This is a genomic window from Mesorhizobium sp. M5C.F.Cr.IN.023.01.1.1, from assembly GCF_003997585.1.
In the GTDB taxonomy this organism is placed as follows: Bacteria; Pseudomonadota; Alphaproteobacteria; order Rhizobiales; family Rhizobiaceae; genus Mesorhizobium; species Mesorhizobium wenxiniae.
In genome coordinates this window covers 39,390-58,474 of sequence record NZ_RZSU01000038.1, presented here as the reverse complement: position 1 = coordinate 58,474, position 19,085 = coordinate 39,390, and the positions used below count along the sequence as shown (strand labels likewise).

Below are 19,085 nucleotides of genomic sequence, written 5' to 3'. Positions count from 1 at the left end.
CGCCTTCGAGCACGATGGCGTGCGGCGCCTGCGGATCGCGCACCGTGCGCAGGCCACGCACGGAAAGCCTGATGTCGCCGGCGACATCGCGCAGCGTCGGCCTGGCATAAAGCTCGGATGCAGCGCGGCCGACCATCTTCTCGATGATTTTCGGCAGCTTGATCGGCCCGCCGTCGCGGTCGAGATGGCCGGCCAGCCTGCCGTCGCGCAGCACCGTCATGCGGTCGCAGATGGCGGAGGCCTCTTCCAGCCGGTGGGTGACGAACATGATGGCGACGCCGTCGTTGCGCAGCCGGCCCATGATCGACATCAGCTTCTGCACTTCGGTTTCGGTCAGCGCGGAGGTCGGCTCGTCCATGATGATGAGGCGGCTCTTCAGCGACAGCGCACGGGCGATCTCGACCAGCTGCTGCTCGGCCACCGACAGTGCCGACACCGGTGTCGCCGGATCGATATTCAGGCCGACGCGGGCGATGATCGCGCGGGAGTCCTCCTCCATCTTCCGCCAGCTGACCAGACCGAGCGGCCCGAGCGGCGCGCGGCCGATGAAGATGTTCTCCGCCACGGTGAGCGTCGGGATCAGGCTCAGTTCCTGGTAAATGGTGACGATGCCGAGGCGCTTAGCATCCTGCGGATTGTGCGGATTGAATTCGACGCCGTCGAAGACGATGCGGCCGCTGGAAGGCGGCATCACGCCGGACAGGATCTTGAGCAGCGTCGACTTGCCGGCGCCGTTCTCGCCGAGCAGGCCGAGGATTTCGCCGGGCCGAACCTCGAGCGAGACGTCGCTGAGTGCGGTGACGCCGGCAAAGCGCTTGGTCACGCCCTCGACGGCGAGGAGCGGGGGCGATGATGCGACTTCAGCTAGCGACAAGTGTTGCCCCCTACATACACATGGGACGTTTGCGCTGCCCCTCACCCTTACCCTCTCCCCGTGAAGAACGGGGGAGAGGGGGGCGCCGGCGCTGGAGCGCTTCCCTTCTCCCCGTTACTAGACGGAGAGAAGGTGCCGGCAGGCGGATGAGGGGCGGCGCCAAGGTCGGCCATTGATCTTTGCCGTAGGGATACTGCCGCGCCGGCATAGCAATCACAACCTAACCGACTACTTCGTCTCGCCCAGCCTTTCCGCCTTGTCGAGATTGTCCTTGCCGATGACGATCGGCGTCAGCAGGACGAGCTTTTCCTTCGGCTCGGTCTTGTCCTTGGCATAGGCGACGGCGATCTGCACCGCGGTGCGCGACTGCTCGCCGGGGAACTGTTCGACGGTGCCGGCCAGCTTGCCGTCCCGCACGGCGACCAGCGCTTCGGGAAGCGCATCGAAGCCGTAGATCTTGACGTCGGTGAAGTTGCGCGCCGCGCAGGCTTCAACCGCGCCAAGCGCCATGTCGTCATTGGCACAGATGATCGCGTCGGGCTTGCCGTTGGCGGCAAGGCCGGCCTCGGTGACGGACAGCGCCTCGGCGCGGGCGAAGTTGGCGGTCTGCTCGAAGACGATCTGGTACTTGTCCTTCAGCGGATCGAGAACATTGTGCACGCCCTTGTTGCGGTCGATCGCGGGCCCAGCACCTGGCTGGCCCTGCAAATGGAAGATCTTGGCGCCGTTCGGGAACGCCGCCACCATGGCCTGCGCTTCGGCCTCGCCGCCCTTGACATTGTCGGCGCCAACATGGGCGAGGATGCCTTCGACGCCGTCGACGCGGCGGTCGATGGTGACGACGGGAATGCCGGCCTGGACCGCCTGCTCGATGGCCGGCGCCAGCGCGTTGACGTCGAGCGGCGAGATGACGATGGCGTCGACCTTCTGCACAAGCGCCGCTTCGATATCGGCGGTCTGCTTGGGCGCCGAGTTCTGGCCGTCGCTCTCGGTCAGGTTGACACCTTGCGCCTGCGCCTCCGCCTTGATCTGGTTCAGCATGTGAACGAAGAACGGAAAGCCGAGGCTCGGCACCGAGCCCAGGATGGTCAGCTTGTCCTGGGCGAAAGCCAGTCGCGGTGCGGCCAGAGCCAATGTGCCCGTCGCCACGGACGACAGCAGGAATTCACGTCTGTTGATCAATTTAGTCTCCTCCATATGAGCGCATGGCTCCGAAAGCCGAAATGGGTCTCCGGCAGGTTCATGCGTCGGTCTAGAAATGGAGTGTCCTTTGAGCGCCCAAGGGGACGCAACGGCGCTCCAGCCGGTCCACCGCGACGTTCTCCTCCGCTCGGCGCCGGCAGGCGGATGCTAGCCAAGGCCGGAGGTTTGCGCAAGAACGGGCGGGATTTGGCGCCGGTTGGGTTCCGGCTTGTTCTTCGGCGCTTCGCAGAGGGTCGCCGGACTCTCCCGAGGCTATTTTTTAGTGATCGATCCAAACACGACCGCAGCGTCTTCCAGGGCAGCGCCGGCTCCGTCCTTGTCCGGCGCCCCGCCGGTACTCGCCATATTTCCGATCGAATGCCTCAATTCCGACGAGCGCTGGCGCCGCTTTGCGGACGGCCTGTCGTCAGACATCACCATCGACCTGGCACGTTATGCGGGCCTGCCTGTCATCGCCTTCCACACGATGAAATCGCTGGGCAGCAAGCCGGCTGACTTCGCGGCGGACGGCAAGGCGCTCGGCGTCACCTATTTCGTATCGGGCCGGTTGCGTGCGGACGACCAGAGGATTCGGTTGACGATAGAGCTTGCCGATGCCGGTAGCGGCGTCAGCCTGTGGAGGGAGCGCTACGATCGCCCGGCCGAGGACATTTTCGCGCTGCAGGACAGCCTGACCGAAAGCATCATCAACGTGTTTGCCGGCAGTTACGGAACGCTGGCCACGGTTGGCCGCAATGCGGTTCGCCGCAAGCCGCCGGCCAGCTTGCGGGCCTATGATTTTTACCTGCTTGGCGTCGAACAGCACACCACGTTCAGCCCCGCCGGCAATGTCGAGGCGATCCGCTTGTTTTCACGCGCGCTGGAGCTTGACCCTACTTTCGCTAACTGCTGGGCCGAACTCGCCTATGCCTATTCGGTCGAGGCCTGCAACGGCTTTGGCGACGACGTGCTGACGTCGATCGAGAACTGGCGGATGGCGGCCGAAAACGCCTTGCGTCTCGACCCGACGGACAGCTGCGCTCACGCATGCCTTGGCAATGTCAAGGCATGCCTTGGCGATCTCGAAGGAGCGGAGCGCGCGCACCTGCGCGCACTCGAATACGGTTCCAATCACGCCGGCATACTGTCGCTGCTAGCCGGCAGCAAGGCGCTTGTCGTCGGCGATCCGGCCGAGGCGATCCCGCTCATCGAGCGTGCCATGCGCCTCAATCCATTGGCCCCGCCCTGGTATTTCGGCATGCAAGGCCGCATCCTGTTCGTCGCTGGCAGACACGGGCAAGCCATTGCGGCGCTCCGCAGGAGTTCGCCGGAGTCGCCGGATGTGCTGATGTTCCTGGCGCTTTCGCATGCGGCGATGGGCGAGACCCGCGAGGCGGCGCACGCCGCGGCCCGCTTGAGAGCCGAATTTCCGGGGTTTTCGGTCGAACGCTTCATCGCAGGCTACCCCGTGACCAACTGGGACGCGTTGCTTGCCATCCGCCGCGCTGCCGAGCTGGCGAAGCTGCCGTAGATGCCACCTACCGGTCGATCATGCTCATGGTGCGCTCGTTGTAGCGCTCACCCGCGACCTTGTCCGGCGCCAGCGCGTCGTCGAGCGCCTGCATTGCGGCGGCGTCGAGCTTGATCGCGGCGGCGGCGACATTCTCCTCGAGGTACTTTCTGCGCTTGGTGCCGGGGATCGGCACGATGTCGATGCCGAAGTCGCTGCCCTTGTGCAGCAGCCAAGCCAGTGCGATCTGGCCGGGCTTGACGCCCTTGGCCGCGGCGATGTCGCGGACAATCCCGGCTGCCTGCACATTGGCGTCGTAGTTGGCGCCCTGGTAGCGCGGGTCGCCGCGCCGGAAGTCGCCCTCCGGGTAGTCCTCGGCGCGCTTGACGTCGCCGGTGAGAAAGCCGCGGCCAAGCGGCGCGAACGGCACCAGGCCGATGCCGAGTTCACCGAGCAGCGGTATGATCTCCGGTTCCAGATTGCGTTCCCACAGCGAATATTCGCTCTGCACCGCCGACACCGGATGCACGGCATGCGCCCGGCGGATGTTGGCCGCACCCGCCTCCGACAGGCCGAAGAAGCGCACCTTGCCTTCAGTGACTAGTTTGCTGACAGCACCCGCCACATCCTCGATCGGCACCGCCGGGTCGACGCGGTGCTGATAGAGCAGGTCGATATGGTCGGTGGCGAGCCGGCTGAGCGAGCCGTCCACCGCCTCCCGGATATGCTCGGGCCGGCTGTTGCGGTCTGTGCCGATCTGCCTGCCGTTTTCGATACGGAAGCCGAATTTGGTGGCGATCGTCACCTCGTCGCGCCGGCCCTTCAGGGCGCGGCCGAGCAGTTCCTCATTGGTGTGCGGGCCATAGACTTCCGCCGTATCGAGGAAGGTGCAGCCGAGCTCGATGGCGCGGTGCAGTGTGGCGATCGATTCCGCCTCGTCGGCGGGGCCGTAGGACTGGCTCATGCCCATGCAGCCGAGGCCGATCACCGATACCTGCAGCCCCTGGCTGCCGAGCTTGTGTGTGCTCAAGGTCATAGATGAGATCTCCGGATAGTGTCAGGGTTCGTATACATCAGGACTATTGCGTCAGGACCATATAGAGCTCCCGCTCAGTTTCCATAGTCGCTCGGGAAGGGTAGCCTGAACGCGAGGCGATCAAACCCCAAATTGACACGACACCCGGTCTCGGCCATCCTTATGCCAGCCGCCTTCTCCTGCGGCGGCGTGTGTATGAGCGAGTCCATGGCCAGTTCCGTCACCAGCCAGAATTCCAAGCGTGCCGCGGTGCGCAAGGCGCTCGACCGCCACAAGGTCTATATCACCGCACAGAGCTTTTCCGCCGGCGCCTACAAAGCGCGTGTCCTCGTCGACGGCGAGGCCTATTGGGTCGACGAATTCCGGCTGAGCCAGCTCCAGCAGGGTCTGTCGCCGGCCGAGCTCGAACTAACGCCGGCCACCGACGATTGAGCTGTGCGAGGCTCGACATCGGCCTGCCGCATGCTGACAAAATGATTCAAGCGATGCGGGTCAAGTCCTTGTTTTTGCGCAGCCGGCTTGGCATGCGGACATGACGCCGAAACTCAAGGCCTATCGCGCCAAGCGCGAATTCAGCAAGACGCCGGAACCCGTCGGCGGGCTGGTTGCCGGAGAAGGCAATCGCTTCGTCGTGCACAAGCATCACGCCACCGCTGACCACTATGACCTACGCTTGCAAGTCGGCGACGTGCTGAAGAGCTGGGCGGTGCCTCGCGGCCCGTCGCTCAACCCCGCCGACAAGCGGTTGGCGGTCGAGACCGAGGACCATCCGCTTGAATATATCGACTTCGAGGGCGTCATTCCCGAGGGCGAATATGGCGGCGGACCGATGATCGTCTGGGACACAGGCGTGTGGGCGCCGATGGACGATGTCGAAAAGAGCCTGCGGACCGGTTCCTTCAAGTTCCGTCTCGCCGGCGAGAAGCTCAATGGCGGCTGGATGCTGACCAGGCTAAAGGCCAAGCCCGGCGACGACGAGAAGAAAAACTGGCTGCTGTTCAAGGAGCGCGATCTCGCCGCCGATACAGCGCTCGACATCCTTGCCGAGCGGCCGGAAAGCGTCAAATCGGGACGGCGCATCGAGGAACTGGTCGAAACGCCGAAGCCAGTCCCCAAACCTGCGAAACCGGTCGTGCTGAAGCCCGGCACTTTGCCGGGCGCCGTCAAGGCGCCACCGCCTCCCCGGATCGGGCCGCAGTTGGCCACGCAGGTTCCGAAGCCGCCTGGCGGCGATGACCCCGCGGACCGCACCGGCGAAATCTGGCTGCACGAAATCAAGTTCGACGGCTATCGCACCATGGCGCATCTGGCTGAGGGCGAGGTGCGGCTGATCACACGCGCCGGTCTCGACTGGACCAGGCGCTACGGCGACCTGCCGCATGCCTTCGCCAGGCTGCCATGCCGTGAGGCTGTTATCGATGGCGAGATCGTCGTGCTCGACGCCAAGGGCATCAGCCGCTTCGCTCTTTTGCAGGAGGCGCTGGCCGAAGGCGCCGGCAACAAGCTCCACTTCTACGCCTTCGATCTCTTGCATCTCGACGGCTGGGACCTGAGAAAAGCGCCGCTCGGCCGGCGCAAGGCGCTGCTGTCGCAATTGCTGTCCGGCTTGGGCGCCAACTCCGCCATCCAGTTCAGCGACCACGTCGAAGGCGATGGCCAGGCGCTCTACGCCCAGGCTTCCGAGATGGGATTGGAAGGCGTCGTCTCCAAGCGCGCCACGGCAATCTACCAGAGCGGCCGCACCAAGACCTGGACCAAGATCAAGGCGCTGAAGAGCGGTGGCTTCATCATCGCCGGCTATACCACCTCCGATGCAGCCGAGGGATTGGCCGCACTCGGCCTCGGCGAATTCGAGGATGGCGAACTGCACTATCGCGGCAAGGTCGGCACCGGCTTCGACGCCGCCACCGCCGCCGACCTGCTGGCTCGGCTGGAGCCCTTGCGCGCCGGCGCGTCTGCACCCGAAGGGGTTCCGCGCGAGATCATGCGCGAGATGAACTGGGTGCGACCGCTGCTTTCGGCCCATATCCACTATGCCAACCGGACCACCGATAATGCGCTGCGCCATGCGGTGTTCCGCGGACTGCGCGACGTCGGCCTATCGACGCCGGTGTCGGCCAAGCGCAAGCGGCTGATTGCGGAAGCCGATCTCGCCACAATCTGGGTGACCAATCCGACGCGGCGGTTGTTCGGCAAGACCGGACCGACCAAGCTCGACATCGCCGTCTACTACGCGCTGGTCGGCGACTTCATGCTGCCGCACATCCTCGGCCGCCCAGTGTCGCTGGTGCGCTGCCCGACCGGCAAGCCGCAGGACTGTTTCTTCCAGCGCCATGCCTTCACCGGCATGCCTTCATCGGTGGCGACCTTCGAGGCGACCAATTCCGAGGGTGAGAGCAAATCCTATTTGTCGGTGGAAGATGCCAAGGGCTATCTGGCGCTGGCGCAGTTCGGCGTAGTCGAGTTTCACACCTGGGGCACCCACCGCACGCGGCTAGACAAGCCCGACCTGATCGTCTTCGACCTCGACCCGGGCGAGGGGATTAGCTGGCGCGAGGTGGTCGAGGCGGCAGTGCATATCCGCGCCGAGCTGGAGGCGATGGGGCTGATGCCGTTCGCGAAAACGTCGGGCGGCAAGGGCATACACATCACCGTGCCGGTGACGCAAAAACAGAACTGGAAGAAACTGCACCAGGCGACCAGCGCCATTTCCTCGGCATTGGCCGCCTCCGCGCCGGACACTTTCACCACCACCATGGGCAAGGACAACCGCAAGCGGCGCATCTTCATCGATTTTCACCGCAATGCGCGCGGCCACACCTCGGCGGCACCCTATTCGCTGCGCGCCCGCACCAACCTGCCGGCCTCGACGCCGGTGAGCTGGTCCGATCTGGAATCCATCGACGCTCCGGAAGATTTGAATTATTCTTCGCTGCCGGGCCTTCTGGCCACCTCCGGCGATCCTTGGGCCGACATGGAAGATTTCGCTAGGGATTTACCGGTATTGTGAGGGCGATGTAGGTTTTGCGCAGCGTCGTTCGTCCTTTGGACGAAGCGCTGCGAACAGTTCGACAGTGCACGGCCGCGTAGGAGAGTTTCATGGCGCCCAGGGCAAGTTGGAAAGGTTACCTCAAGCTCAGTCTCGTCAGCTGTCCGGTCCGGCTATATCCGGCTACGAGTGCCAGCGAGCGGATCAGCTTCAATCAGCTGCACAAGGACACCCACAACCGCATCAATATGAAGCCGGTCGATCCCGAGCTCGGGCTGGTCGAGCGCTCGGATCTGGTCAAGGGCTACGAATACGAGGATAAGCAGTACATCATCATCGACGATGCCGACCTCGAGGCGGTGCGCATCGAATCCAACCACACGATGAACATCGAAGCCTTTGTCGACGAGCATTCGGTCGACGTCATCTACCAGGACGCGCCCTATTATCTGGCGCCCGATGGCGCGATGGCGGAGGAAACCTTCGCCGTGCTCCGCGAAGCGATGCGCAAGTCGGGCAAGCTGGCGATCGCGCGGCTGGTGCTGTCCAGCCGCGAGCGCGTCGTGACGATCGGCGCGCGCGAGAACGGCATGTTCGTCTGCACCTTGAGGAACCCGAATGAAGTGCGCGGTACGGCTGAATATTTCGGCAACATCCCGGCCGGAAAACCCGACCCGGAAATGCTGCAGCTCGCCGAAGCACTGATAAAGCAAAAGGAAACCACCTTCGATCCGAAGAATTACGAGGATCGCTACGAGATCGCGCTGATGGCGATGATCCGCGAGAAGCTCAAGGGCCACAAACCGATCATCGCCGCCGCCCCCGAGCGCGGCAACGTCATCAATCTGATGGATGCGCTGAAGGCCAGCTTGTCGCAATCCGCCAAGCCGCCTGCTAAGTCGAAGAGCAAGGCAGATGAGGCAGCCAAGCCTGCCGCGAAATCCGCCAAGGCTGGCGCCGGCGCGGCCAAGGAAAACCCGCTCAAGGCCAACCTTCTCAAAGCAGTCGGCAAGAGCAAAGCGTGACGGCTCTTGCCGGCACCGTCTTCGGCACCATCGGCGCGCTGGCGGCGTTTCCGCTTCGGCTAGCGGCGCGCGAGGTCGAGCGCCAGCTGGGCCAGCTGCGGCGCGGCGTCAACAGGCGCACCACCCATGTCGTGTTCGGTCGCTTGTATCTCGCCCAGGCAGGGGATGCCGAGATCGAGCGCCGCGTCGCTGCTGAGCGCGCGTTCGGCCGAAAGCTGATCAGCGAAAACGGTTTTTTGCGCCTGCTCGGGCTGATGAAGCCGCCGGAGGCCTCGGCCATGTCGCGGCAGTCACTTCTCGATCAATCGCGACTGGCTGCATCCGATCTCGACCTTCTCAGCCTGTTCGATGCCTTCGAGCATGATTGCGAACCTTATTCCTTCCGCGATCTGATCCTAGCCCGCAAATATGCCGGGCTGATTGCCGGCGGCGCCTCATGGGGAGCGATCGCGCGTTCGGTGCACCGCTCCGGCCCGGTCGCCTCGCTCACCGCCAAGTCGCTGAATGTCGGCTCACAGCGCGGGCGTGCGGATGCGATCTACCTCGATGGTGGCCAGAGCGAACTCGACGGCCAATTGCTGTTCGACTTGGGGTCGCCGGATGACGACACGCTGGAAGAACTGTTCGCCGAGGCTGAAGCCGCGGAAGAGGCTGAACGTCACGAACAGGCGGCGGCGCTCTACCAGCGCTGCTTGGCCATCGACCCGACCGACGCCATCGCCGCCTTCAACCGCGCCAACTGCCTGCGCGCCTCCGGCCACGCGGCCGAGGCTGCGCATGACTATGCCCGCGCCATCAAGTGTGACCCCGGCCTTGTCGAGGCCTGGTTCAATCTGGCCGGGCTGATGACCGAGCAAGGCCGCGAGGCCTCAGCACGGCGGCATCTGCAAAAGGCGATCGCGCTCGATGCCAATTATGCCGACGCGGTGTTCAACCTGGCACGGCTCGAATTCGACGCCGGCAATCTTGCGGAGGCACGGCGTTGTTGGGTCCGCTATCTCGAACTCGACGCCAGTTCCGAATGGGCGCGCATGGCGACCAAGGGTATTCAGTTCGTCGATTTGCAGCTGGCGCGGATGTCGGCGGGGTGAGGTCTTCGATTTCTGTGTTTGAACACCCCCCTCTGGGCGCGAAGGAACTCGGCCTTGATCTGCGGGCCACCCAATGACCGCCTTCCTCTTCGACGGGCCCGAAACCGCCCCCATCACCGTCCTGCTCGCCCATGGCGCTGGGGCGCCGATGGACTCGGCCTCGATGACCGCCACGGCAAAAGCACTGGCCGAGGCCGGGTTCGGCGTCGCCCGGTTTGAATTTCACTACATGGCCGCCCGCCGCTACGGCCACCGCAAACCGCCGCCGCGCGCCGAGACGGTGAACCCCGAATACATCAAGGCGATCGCCGACCTCAGGTCGAAGGGCGTGAAGGGGCCGCTCATCATCGGCGGCAAGTCGATGGGCGGCCGTGTCGCCTCGATGATCGCCGACGAGATGTTTTCGAAGGGCGAGATTTCAGGGTTGCTCTGTCTGGGCTATCCGTTCCACCCGCCGGGGAAACCGACGCAGTTGCGCACCAAGCATCTGGTGGGGCTGAAAACGCCAACGTTGATTTTCCAAGGCACACGCGACGAGTTCGGAACCAGGGAAGAGGTCGCGACCTATGATCTTTCCGACCGCATCGAAATCCTCTGGCTGGAAGACGGCGACCACGATTTGAAGCCGCGCAAGAGCATCTCCGGCTTCTCCACCGCCGATCATCTGAAGACGATGACTGATGCGGTGAAGGTGTGGGCGGACCGGCTCTGATTCCTGTCCGATGAAGATCGCCACCTTCAACATCAACAATATCAACAGCCGGCTGCAAAACGTGCTGGCCTGGCTGGCTGTCGCCAAACCCGACATCGTCTGCCTGCAGGAACTGAAGGCAAGGCAGACGCAGTTTCCGCGCACGGCACTCGCCGCAGCCGGCTATGGCGCGGTGTTTGTGGCGCAGCCGACCTGGAACGGCGTCGCCATACTCGCGCGGGGTTCAGAACCCGTTCTGATCCGCGAGGCGCTGCCCGGCGACGAGAGCGACAACCAGGCCCGCTACATCGAGGCAGCGGTCAGCGGCATCGTCATCGGCTGCCTCTATGCGCCCAATGGCAACCCGCAGCCCGGCCCGAAATTCCAGTACAAACTTGCCTGGCACCAACGGCTGAACGCGCATGCGGCGGAACTGTTCGACACTGGCCTGCCGGTGGTGCTGGCCGGCGATTACAACATCGTGCCCGAGCCGCGCGACATCTATCCGACCCGCTCCTATGACGACAATGCGCTGGTGCAGCCGGAAAGCCGCGCCGCTTTCGCAGCACTGCTCGACCAGGGCTGGCTAGATGCGCTGCGCAAGAAGCACCCGAAAGAAACGCTTTACACATTCTGGGATTATCGCCGCAACCGCTGGCCGCGCGACGCCGGCCTGCGGCTCGATCATATATTGCTCTCGAAGAAACTGGCGCGCCGATTGGCCGGGGCAGGCATCGACCGCGAAGTGCGCGGCGAGCCCGGCGCTAGCGACCACGCGCCGGTGTGGGTGGAATTGCGGTGAGGGGCGAGAGAGCCAATCTCGCCCACAAGAGGGGAGATTGGCCATCAACAGAAGGACATCGACAAGCCCGGCGCTGACCGGCATCATTATGGGCGAAACTGATAGCGGCCCGAGGGGGGAGCCCGATGAACAGGTTTGTCGACAGGCTGCTCGCCGCGCTGCTGCTGGCGATCGGCATGCTCTGCCTCACACGCGCGTATTTCGCGCTGGGCGGCGAGGGCGCCGGCGACGCTTCCGCGTCCGCGCGCCTGGCTTTTTTCGGCGCAGCGGGCGTTTTCTCAGCCCTTGCAGCCCTGCTGTTCTGGGCCGGCCTGTTGCCGGGCCGGTCGAAGCCCGGACCAGCCATACCCTTGTTCGGCAGAGGCGCCGAAAAGCAACCCGCCGGACGGCCACGCCTGCGACAGCTCTTCGCCGTCGTTCCGTTCCTCGCCGTGCTCGCTCTGGTGGCCGACCAGCTCGGCCCCTGGTCGCGACAGCCACAGGACGTCGGCAAAAGCCTGACCGCCGAGCAAGCTGCGCCGAGCGCGCCGAAGGGCGAAGACGTCGCCAGCGCACCGGCCCCAGCGCCGGAAGCGCTCGAGCGGCCTGAACAGACGGCTGCGCCTCCGCCGCCGCAAGGTGCAAACCCTGGCGCCAGCGCGAAATCGGCACAGCCGCCGGCTCCTGCTTCGCCATCTGAGGTCGCGCTTGCCCCCTCTGTCTCACCGCCGACGGCTGCTCCAGCCCCGGCTCCACCGCCGCAGACCGTCGCGCCGCTGCCCGGGGCTCCGCCGCCGCTGCCGACGCAGCCCGATGGCCACCGCGAGCCCGTCGTCTGGCTGGCGGTGGCGCCCGACGGGCACTCGATCATGAGCGCCAGCACCGACCGCACGGTCAAGCTCTGGGATATCGACGGCAAGCGCCTGATCCGCACCCTCGGCGTCCACAAGGACATGGCGCGGACCGCGCTTTTCCTGCCCGATGGGGCGCGGGCGCTGACGGCGGGCGACGATGGCGAGATCGTGCTGCGCCAGCTCTCCGATGGCGCTGTGCTGCATGTCTTCTCGTCAGGCCAGAACGGCGGCGTCAACAAGCTGGCGATCAGCCCCGACGGCAAACGTGCTGTCAGCGGGCACGATACCGGCAGGGTCATTGTCTGGGATATCGAGAAAGGCTCGGTGCTGCATGTGACGCCGGGGCACGACTGGTCGATCAGCGGGATCGCCGTCTCGCCCGACGGTACACGCGCGATCAGCGGCAGCATCGACGGCACGCTGAAGCTATGGGACATCGGCACCGGCAAGCAGCTGCGCAGCTGGCACGGGCATGAGCGCGGCCCCTATGGCGTGGTGTTCATGGCCGATGGGCGCCATCTGATCACCGGCAGCGGCGATTATACGATCAAGCTCTGGGATCTCGACACCGGCCGCGAAGTCCGCCGCCTCGAGGGCCATTCGGGCACAGTCTATGCGCTGGCGCTGTCGGCCGACGGCAAGCGGCTGCTGTCCGGCTCGCTCGACGGTACGGCACGGCTGTGGGACATGGAAACAGGCAGCGAGACCGCCCTGTTCGACAGCCGGTCCGGCCCGGTCTACGCGGTGGCGTTCGCCGCCGACAGCACGGTGCTGACCGGCGGCTACGACCGCACAATTTGGGATTGGCCGGCGGGCGGCGGCGACGGCGTAGTGCTCTTCGCCGGCGCGCCGGAGTGATCAATTTCCTGACCGGAGCTTGAGCACCCCCCTCTGAAGGGTCGCGACCTATACAAAATCGACGTAAGGCCTCATCGTCGCGCAGGTGCAGGAACACCATGACCGATCTCCACATCGTCGAGGCCTCGATCGAGCAGTTGCGGCAAGCTCTGGAGGACCGCACGGTCACCAGCGTCGAGCTGGTCGGCGCCTGCCTGCGCAGGATTGCGCATTACGACCGCCATGGCATCACCCTCAATGCCGTCCCAGTGCTCAATCCCAAAATGTTCGAGGAGGCGGCCGCGTCCGACCAGCGCCGCAGGAATGGTGCGGTGCTCAGCCCGTTGGACGGCATCCCGTATACCGCCAAGGACAGCTACAAGGTATTCGGCCTGACGGTCGCCGCCGGCTCGCCGGCCTTCGAACATCTCACGGCCAACGAGGACGCCTTCACCATCGCACAGCTGCGGGCCGGCGGCGCGGTGCTGATCGGGCTGACCAACATGCCCCCGATGGCCAATGGCGGCATGCAGCGTGGCGTCTATGGCCGCGCCGAAAGTCCCTACAATGCCGACTGGCTGACCGCCGCCTTCGCCTCGGGCTCATCAAATGGTTCGGGCACCGCGACCGCCGCCAGTTTCGCCGCCTTCGGGCTCGGCGAGGAGACATGGTCGTCCGGCCGGGCGCCGGCGTCGAACAATGCGCTGGTCGCCTACACGCCGTCGCGCGGCGTCATTTCCGTGCGCGGCAACTGGCCGCTGGTACCGACGATGGACGTGGTGGTGCCGCATACGCGCAGCGTGGCCGATATGCTCGAACTGCTCGACGTGATCGTCGCCGACGACCCGAACACAAGAGGCGATTTCTGGCGCGCGCAGCCCTGGGTGACGCTGCCGAAGAGCTCGGCCGTGCGGCCGCCACGCTATACCGGGCTCAGACTGGAGGGAGCGCTGCAAGGCGTGCGGCTCGGCGTGCCCCGCATGTATATCGGCCGCGATACGGAGGCTGATGTGCCGATCCAGACCCGCGCTTCGGTGCTTGATCTGTGGGAGCGGGCGGCAGCGGATTTGCGACGGCTCGGCGCAACCGTGGTCGAGGTCAATTTCCCCGTCGTCTCCAACTACGAGCGCGACCGGCCGGGCACAAAAAACATGGTCGATCGTGGACTGGTTCCGGAAGAATTCGCCGAGCGCGAGATATGGGACCTATGCGTCTTCGCCTGGGACGATTTCCTGCGCGCCAATGCCGATCCCGCCATCCCCGATCTGTCCTCTGTCGACGGCCCAAAGATCTTTCCGCAGCCGCCTGACACGCTGCCGGACCGCTATGGCGACAGTTTCGATCTGGCGGAGTATGTCGAGCGGGCCAAGCGCGGCGTCAAACCATTTGAGGCCATTCCCGAGCTGGAGGCCGGCCTGAAAGGCCTGGAGGCGACACGGCGCATCGATTTCGAGGATTGGCTCGACGCGCAAGAGCTCGACGCGGTGGTGTTCCCCGCCGCCGCCGATGTCGGGCCGGCCGATGCGGATGTCAACGAGGCCTCCGCAGCACTCGCCTGGCGCAACGGCACCTGGGTCGCCAACGGCAATCTGGTGTGGCGGCATCTCGGCATTCCGACCGTCACCGTGCCGATGGGCACGATGGCCGATATCGGCATGCCGGTCGGCCTCACCTTCGCCGGCAAGGCCTATGAGGATACGAAGCTGCTTCGGCTGGCCGGCGATTTCGAGCGCGCTGGCCAGCGCCGCACCAGCCCAACCCGCACGCCGGAACTTCCCGACGATGTCTTTGCCGCTCGATACAACGCAAGCGGGCCCGGCGAGACGCCGCCGCTGACCGTTACGCTTGACGCCGAAACGCGCCGTGCTGGTGATCAGGACGAGATAACAATCACGCTCGACGTGCATGGCGAGATCGGAACCGAGACCAGCGTGAAAGTCCATGTCAACGGCGAGCCCATTCGCACGCAGCGAACCGGCGCGCGCTTGACCGGGCGTACGGTCGTACCGGCCAAAGAGCATGAGAGGAGCCACAGCGTCTGGCGCGGCTCGTACGGCTCGATCGTCACCGCCGTCGTGCGTCTTGAGGACGGGCGCGCAGCTGGCGCCTATGCGGTGACGGGAGGGATCGGATAGCTAGCCAGGACTCGTGTTCGGCCATTCCGTCGTATTTCCATTCTGGGCTGGAGGAACGGCGCTACGCTCAAGATGACATCGCCCCAAGTCTAGGGGAAGCTGCGGATGGTGCTGATCGGGCCGACCTGCATGCCCTCGATGGTCAATGGCGGCATACGGCGCGGTGCCTGCGGCCGGCCTCTCAATTAGCGTCAGTCCGGCTTGCAGGGGTCGGCTTTGGCCGCCGCTGTCTTCTCGCCCTCCTGCTGCGCCTCGACATCCTGCTGCGAGGTGGCAAGGTTTTTATCCCCACCGGCTTCCTGGTTGGCAAGCGGCATGGTGTTGGCGTCCTTATTTGCCGGGCCGCCCTCAATCCTGTTGCCGGCATTCGCGTCAGTTTCGAGGGGCGCACGCGTTGCGTCTTTTGCGATGCCTGGTTGAGCTTCGCCGCCGATCGATGCGGTCGTGTCATGGCAGGTGGCGCTTGCCGTGCCGGCGGTCAGGCCGATCATAGAGGTGGCGAGCAAAATAGCGGTTAGGGTCCTCATCTCATACTCCTTCGCTGTTGAGGTCATCTTTCTAAACTGCCGGCACTATCTGAGGTTCCGCTGATTCAGCTCGAACTTCGAATATGGCGTCGTGTTCCCATTGATTTGCGGGCTTCCGCAGGCGAGGCCTATCGCGTATTGGCGCGGGGAAAATCCTTTGGCACGCGTGGAAAGCATGATTCGACTGGAAAGTATCAGCAAGCAGAACGGCCGGCAGATCGTCTTCATCGAGGCCTCCGCCTCCTTGCAGAAGGGTGAGAAGGTCGGGCTGGTCGGCCCCAACGGCGCCGGCAAGACGACGCTGTTTCGCATGATCAACGGCGGGGAGCAGCCCGACGAGGGCCAGGTCTCGGTCGATCGCGGCGTCACCATCGGCTATTTCAGTCAGGATGTCGGCGACATGGAAGGCCGCAGCGCTGTCGCCGAAGTGATGAACGGCGCCGGGCCGGTGAGCGAAGTGGCGGCCGAGATGCGCGAGCTCGAAGCCGCCATGGGCGACCCGGACAGGGCCGAGGAGATGGACGCCATCATCGCCCGCTATGGCGACCTGCAGGCGCGGTTCGAGGAGCTCGACGGCTATGCGCTGGATGGCCGCGCCCGCGAGGTGCTGGACGGCCTCGGCTTCAGCCAGGAGATGATGGACGGCGACGTCGGAAAACTTTCCGGCGGCTGGAAGATGCGCGTGGCGCTGGCCAGGATCCTGCTGATGCGGCCCGACGCCATGCTGCTCGACGAGCCGAGCAACCATCTCGACCTGGAAAGCCTGATCTGGCTGGAGCAGTTCCTGAAGAACTATGACGGCGCGCTCTTGATGACCTCGCACGATCGCGAGTTCATGAACCGCATCGTCAACAAGGTGGTCGAGATCGACGGCGGCTCGCTGACCGCCTACTCCGGCAACTATGAATTCTACCAGCAGCAGCGGGCGATCGCCGACCGGCAGCAGCAGGCGCAGTTCGAGCGCCAGCAGGCGATGCTGGCCAAGGAGATCGCCTTCATCGAGCGCTTCAAGGCGCGGGCGTCACATGCCGCCCAGGTGCAGAGCCGGGTGAAGAAGCTGGAGAAGATCGACCGCGTCGAGCCGCCCAAGCGCCGCCAGAAGGTGTCGTTCGATTTCCAGCCGGCGCCGCGCTGCGGCGAGGACGTGGTGACGCTGAAGAATATCCACAAGAGCTATGGCAGCCGCTCGATCTATGAGGGGCTGGATTTCCAGGTGCGCCGCCGCGAGCGCTGGTGCGTGATGGGGATCAACGGCGCCGGCAAGTCGACGCTGCTGAAGCTGGTGGCCGGCGCGTCCGAGCCGGACAATGGCACGGTGGCGCGCGGCCCGAGCGTCAAGATGGGCTATTTCGCCCAGCACGCCATGGAAGTGCTGGAGGGCGAGCGCACCGTGTTCCAGACGCTGGAGGACGCCTTTCCACAGGCAGGCCAGGCGCCGCTACGCGCGCTGGCCGGCTGCTTCGGCTTTTCCGGCGACGAGATCGAGAAGAAATGCCGGGTGCTGTCGGGCGGCGAAAAGGCGCGGCTGGTGATGGCGCTGATGCTGTTCGACCCGCCCAACCTTCTGGTGCTGGACGAGCCGACCAACCACCTCGACATCGCCACGAAGGAAATGCTGATCACGGCGCTGTCGCAGTATGAGGGCACCATGCTATTCGTCTCGCACGACCGGCATTTTCTGGCGGCGCTGTCCAACCGGGTGCTGGAACTGACGCCCGAGGGCATTCATACCTATGGCGGAGGGTATACGGAGTATGTCGAGAGGACGGGACAAGAGGCGCCTGGGTTGCGGAGCTAAGCCTGCCGCGAGCTCGCAACAGGGGCCGAGCGGCCCGGCGTCGTTGGCCTGAGGGGGGGACTGGCGCCGAGCCTAACCGGTTGGGGGGTAGATCACCGGCCGTATAGATACATACGCTGAAGCTAATGTAAGCGCAAGCTAATGTTATGCGTTAGCCGTTTCCAGCGGTTGTTTCTGACCATGGATGTTTCTGCCGGCCGCTTCCTGGCCGCGCGCTTAAACCGGGTGCTGGAACTGACGCCAGAGGGCATCCACACCTGTGGCGACGGCTATTCCCGACATGTCGAGCGCACCGGCCAAGAGGCGCCGGGACTGCGGGGCTGAAGCGCAGAGCAGGGGCCGCTTGAAGGCGTCTCGATCGCCGGCTTGACCCTTCACGAGGCCGGCGACATTGTGGATGTGCGGTTCGCCAGTCCATAACGGTCGTGTGGGAATGGATTTTCGCAACGCCCTCGATGAATCGCTGGCCCGGGCCAGCCGGTGGTTCGACTATGCCGTCACGCCGTGGTTTTTCTATCAGGCTGCAATCATCGTCGTGCTCTTCCTGGTCGCGAAGCTCGCGGCGCAGCGCATCGAACCGCTCGTGGAGAACCGGGCACGCCAGATCAAGGGGCATCCCGGACTGTTGAGGGTCGTCGTTGCGCTGTTGCGGCGCACCGACTGGATTCTGTTCTCGGTCTTCCTGCTTGCCGCGCTCACTCTCATGCGCGCCGTTACCTGGCCAAGCCGGACCCATTTCATCTATATCGCGCTCTCGCTATCCCTCGCGTGGCTGTTCGCATCGGTGCTGTCGCGCATCATCCGCAACCGCTTTGTCGCGCGGGCTCTCGCCTGGCTGACCTGGATCTATGCGGCCCTCGTCATTCTGGGCATCGATGACGACGCCGCGGCTTTCCTGGACAGCCTCGCAATACCTTTGGGCGCGGTGCGCCTTTCGGCGCTCATGGTGCTGAAGGCGGCGCTGCTGCTGATCGCCACGGTTTGGCTTGCGGTGGTCGTCGGCAAGTATATCGATGAGCGCGTCCGGATCTCCGAAGAGCTGACACCCTCGATCCGCGTCCTCGTCGGCAAGGTCGCAAAAGTCGGCCTTGTGCTGGTGGCGGGTGTCATCGCCCTGTCTTCCGTCGGTCTCGACCTGACGGCTCTGACGATATTCTCCGGTGCCGTCGGCGTCGGTCTTGCTTTTGGGCTGCAAAAGGTCGTTTCAAATTTCGTCTCCGGCATGATCATCCTTCTCGACAAGTCGATCAAGCCGGGCGACACCATTTCGCTCGAAGGCACTTTCGGCTGGGTGCGCGAATTGCGGGCGCGGTTTGTCTCGGTGGTGACGCGCGACGGCCGCGAATACCTGATCCCGAACGAAGACTTCATCACCCAAAGGGTCATCAACTGGTCGTTCAGCGACAACCTTGTGCGGCTCGACGTGAATTTCGGGGTCTCTTACGACGCCGACCCGCATAGGGTCAGCGAACTGGCGATAGCGGCCGCCATCAGCGTCGGCCGGGTCGAAGCGGACCGGCGGCCGGTCTGCTGGCTGACGGACTTCGGCGACTCCTCGCTCAATTTCGTGCTGCGCTTCTGGATCCACGACCCGCAGCAAGGTCTGACCAACGTGCGCGGCAGGGTACTGCTGGCGTTGTGGGACACTTTTAGGGAAAACGGCATAGACATCCCTTATCCGCATCGCGAGATCATCATGAAGCCGGATGGGCGCGCTGGGAAATCAAGCGGGCGGTGATGCGTTTCGACCGAGGT

At 64.6% G+C, this 19,085-nt stretch carries 15 protein-coding genes and 1 pseudogene; 12 read left to right on the top strand and 4 right to left on the bottom strand.

Annotated features, from left to right (window positions below; genetic code table 11):
* Both EOA78_RS17160 and EOA78_RS17155 read right to left on the bottom strand, forming a co-directional pair.
* Nucleotides 1-874, bottom strand: an 874-nt coding sequence (locus EOA78_RS17160; protein WP_164783793.1) for a sugar ABC transporter ATP-binding protein, incomplete at its 3' end; no start/stop codon positions are given.
* A gap of 228 nt (nucleotides 875-1,102) precedes the next feature.
* On the bottom strand, nucleotides 1,103-2,053 hold the full coding sequence (locus EOA78_RS17155) for a substrate-binding domain-containing protein (protein ID WP_127316150.1): 951 nt from the start codon (nucleotides 2,051-2,053) through the stop codon (nucleotides 1,103-1,105).
* Between the two features lie 340 nt (nucleotides 2,054-2,393).
* Between EOA78_RS17155 and EOA78_RS17150 the strand changes: the two genes are divergently transcribed.
* Nucleotides 2,394-3,587, top strand: coding sequence for a tetratricopeptide repeat protein (locus EOA78_RS17150; RefSeq protein ID WP_245477539.1), 1,194 nt, complete (start codon nucleotides 2,394-2,396; stop codon nucleotides 3,585-3,587).
* A 7-nt stretch (nucleotides 3,588-3,594) separates the two neighbouring features.
* On the opposite strand, the gene EOA78_RS17145 is transcribed toward EOA78_RS17150, so the two are convergent.
* A complete protein-coding gene (locus tag EOA78_RS17145; RefSeq protein ID WP_127316146.1) occupies nucleotides 3,595-4,602 on the bottom strand; it encodes an aldo/keto reductase in 1,008 nt (335 codons plus the stop codon).
* Between the two features lie 207 nt (nucleotides 4,603-4,809).
* Between EOA78_RS17145 and EOA78_RS17140 the strand changes: the two genes are divergently transcribed.
* The 8 genes from EOA78_RS17140 to EOA78_RS17105 all read left to right on the top strand — a co-directional run bounded on the left by EOA78_RS17140 (nucleotide 4,810) and on the right by EOA78_RS17105 (nucleotide 15,005).
* The gene (locus EOA78_RS17140; protein WP_029351283.1) at nucleotides 4,810-5,034 is read left to right on the top strand and encodes a hypothetical protein; all 225 of its coding nucleotides are present in this window, start codon (nucleotides 4,810-4,812) and stop codon (nucleotides 5,032-5,034) included.
* Between the two features lie 100 nt (nucleotides 5,035-5,134).
* The gene (gene ligD / locus EOA78_RS17135) at nucleotides 5,135-7,612 is read left to right on the top strand and encodes a DNA ligase D (RefSeq protein WP_127316145.1); all 2,478 of its coding nucleotides are present in this window, start codon (nucleotides 5,135-5,137) and stop codon (nucleotides 7,610-7,612) included.
* Between the two features lie 89 nt (nucleotides 7,613-7,701).
* Nucleotides 7,702-8,616 (top strand): Ku protein, encoded by a 915-nt coding sequence (locus tag EOA78_RS17130; protein ID WP_127316144.1) that lies wholly within the window; start codon nucleotides 7,702-7,704, stop codon nucleotides 8,614-8,616.
* Complete coding sequence (locus EOA78_RS17125) at nucleotides 8,613-9,707, top strand: tetratricopeptide repeat protein (protein ID WP_127316143.1); 1,095 nt, start codon at nucleotides 8,613-8,615, stop codon at nucleotides 9,705-9,707. Before EOA78_RS17130 ends, EOA78_RS17125 begins: the two co-directional genes overlap by 4 nt.
* A 73-nt stretch (nucleotides 9,708-9,780) precedes the next feature.
* Nucleotides 9,781-10,419, top strand: coding sequence for an alpha/beta family hydrolase (locus tag EOA78_RS17120; protein ID WP_127316142.1), 639 nt, complete (start codon nucleotides 9,781-9,783; stop codon nucleotides 10,417-10,419).
* A 10-nt stretch (nucleotides 10,420-10,429) separates the two neighbouring features.
* Nucleotides 10,430-11,200, top strand: a complete 771-nt coding sequence (locus tag EOA78_RS17115; RefSeq protein ID WP_127316141.1) for an exodeoxyribonuclease III — start codon at nucleotides 10,430-10,432, stop codon at nucleotides 11,198-11,200.
* 125 nt (nucleotides 11,201-11,325) lie between these two features.
* Nucleotides 11,326-12,891: a WD40 repeat domain-containing protein gene (locus tag EOA78_RS17110; protein ID WP_127316140.1), complete on the top strand. Its 1,566-nt coding sequence runs from the start codon at nucleotides 11,326-11,328 to the stop codon at nucleotides 12,889-12,891.
* A 98-nt stretch (nucleotides 12,892-12,989) separates the two neighbouring features.
* The gene (locus EOA78_RS17105) at nucleotides 12,990-15,005 is read left to right on the top strand and encodes an amidase (RefSeq protein ID WP_127316139.1); all 2,016 of its coding nucleotides are present in this window, start codon (nucleotides 12,990-12,992) and stop codon (nucleotides 15,003-15,005) included.
* 191 nt (nucleotides 15,006-15,196) lie between these two features.
* On the opposite strand, the gene EOA78_RS17100 is transcribed toward EOA78_RS17105, so the two are convergent.
* Nucleotides 15,197-15,496, bottom strand: coding sequence for a hypothetical protein (locus EOA78_RS17100; RefSeq protein WP_245477537.1), 300 nt, complete (start codon nucleotides 15,494-15,496; stop codon nucleotides 15,197-15,199).
* 211 nt (nucleotides 15,497-15,707) lie between these two features.
* On the opposite strand from EOA78_RS17100, the gene EOA78_RS17095 reads away from it, so the two are divergent.
* The 3 genes and pseudogenes from EOA78_RS17095 to EOA78_RS17090 all read left to right on the top strand — a co-directional run bounded on the left by EOA78_RS17095 (nucleotide 15,708) and on the right by EOA78_RS17090 (nucleotide 19,068).
* Nucleotides 15,708-17,330 (top strand): ABC-F family ATP-binding cassette domain-containing protein, encoded by a 1,623-nt coding sequence (locus EOA78_RS17095; RefSeq protein WP_127316137.1) that lies wholly within the window; start codon nucleotides 15,708-15,710, stop codon nucleotides 17,328-17,330.
* Nucleotides 17,331-17,468: 138 nt separating this feature from the next.
* Nucleotides 17,469-17,654 (top strand): annotated as a pseudogene (locus tag EOA78_RS36005) (ABC transporter ATP-binding protein); the annotation flags it as partial.
* Between the two features lie 109 nt (nucleotides 17,655-17,763).
* Nucleotides 17,764-19,068, top strand: a complete 1,305-nt coding sequence (locus EOA78_RS17090; RefSeq protein ID WP_127316136.1) for a mechanosensitive ion channel domain-containing protein — start codon at nucleotides 17,764-17,766, stop codon at nucleotides 19,066-19,068.
* Nucleotides 19,069-19,085 lie beyond the last annotated feature (17 nt).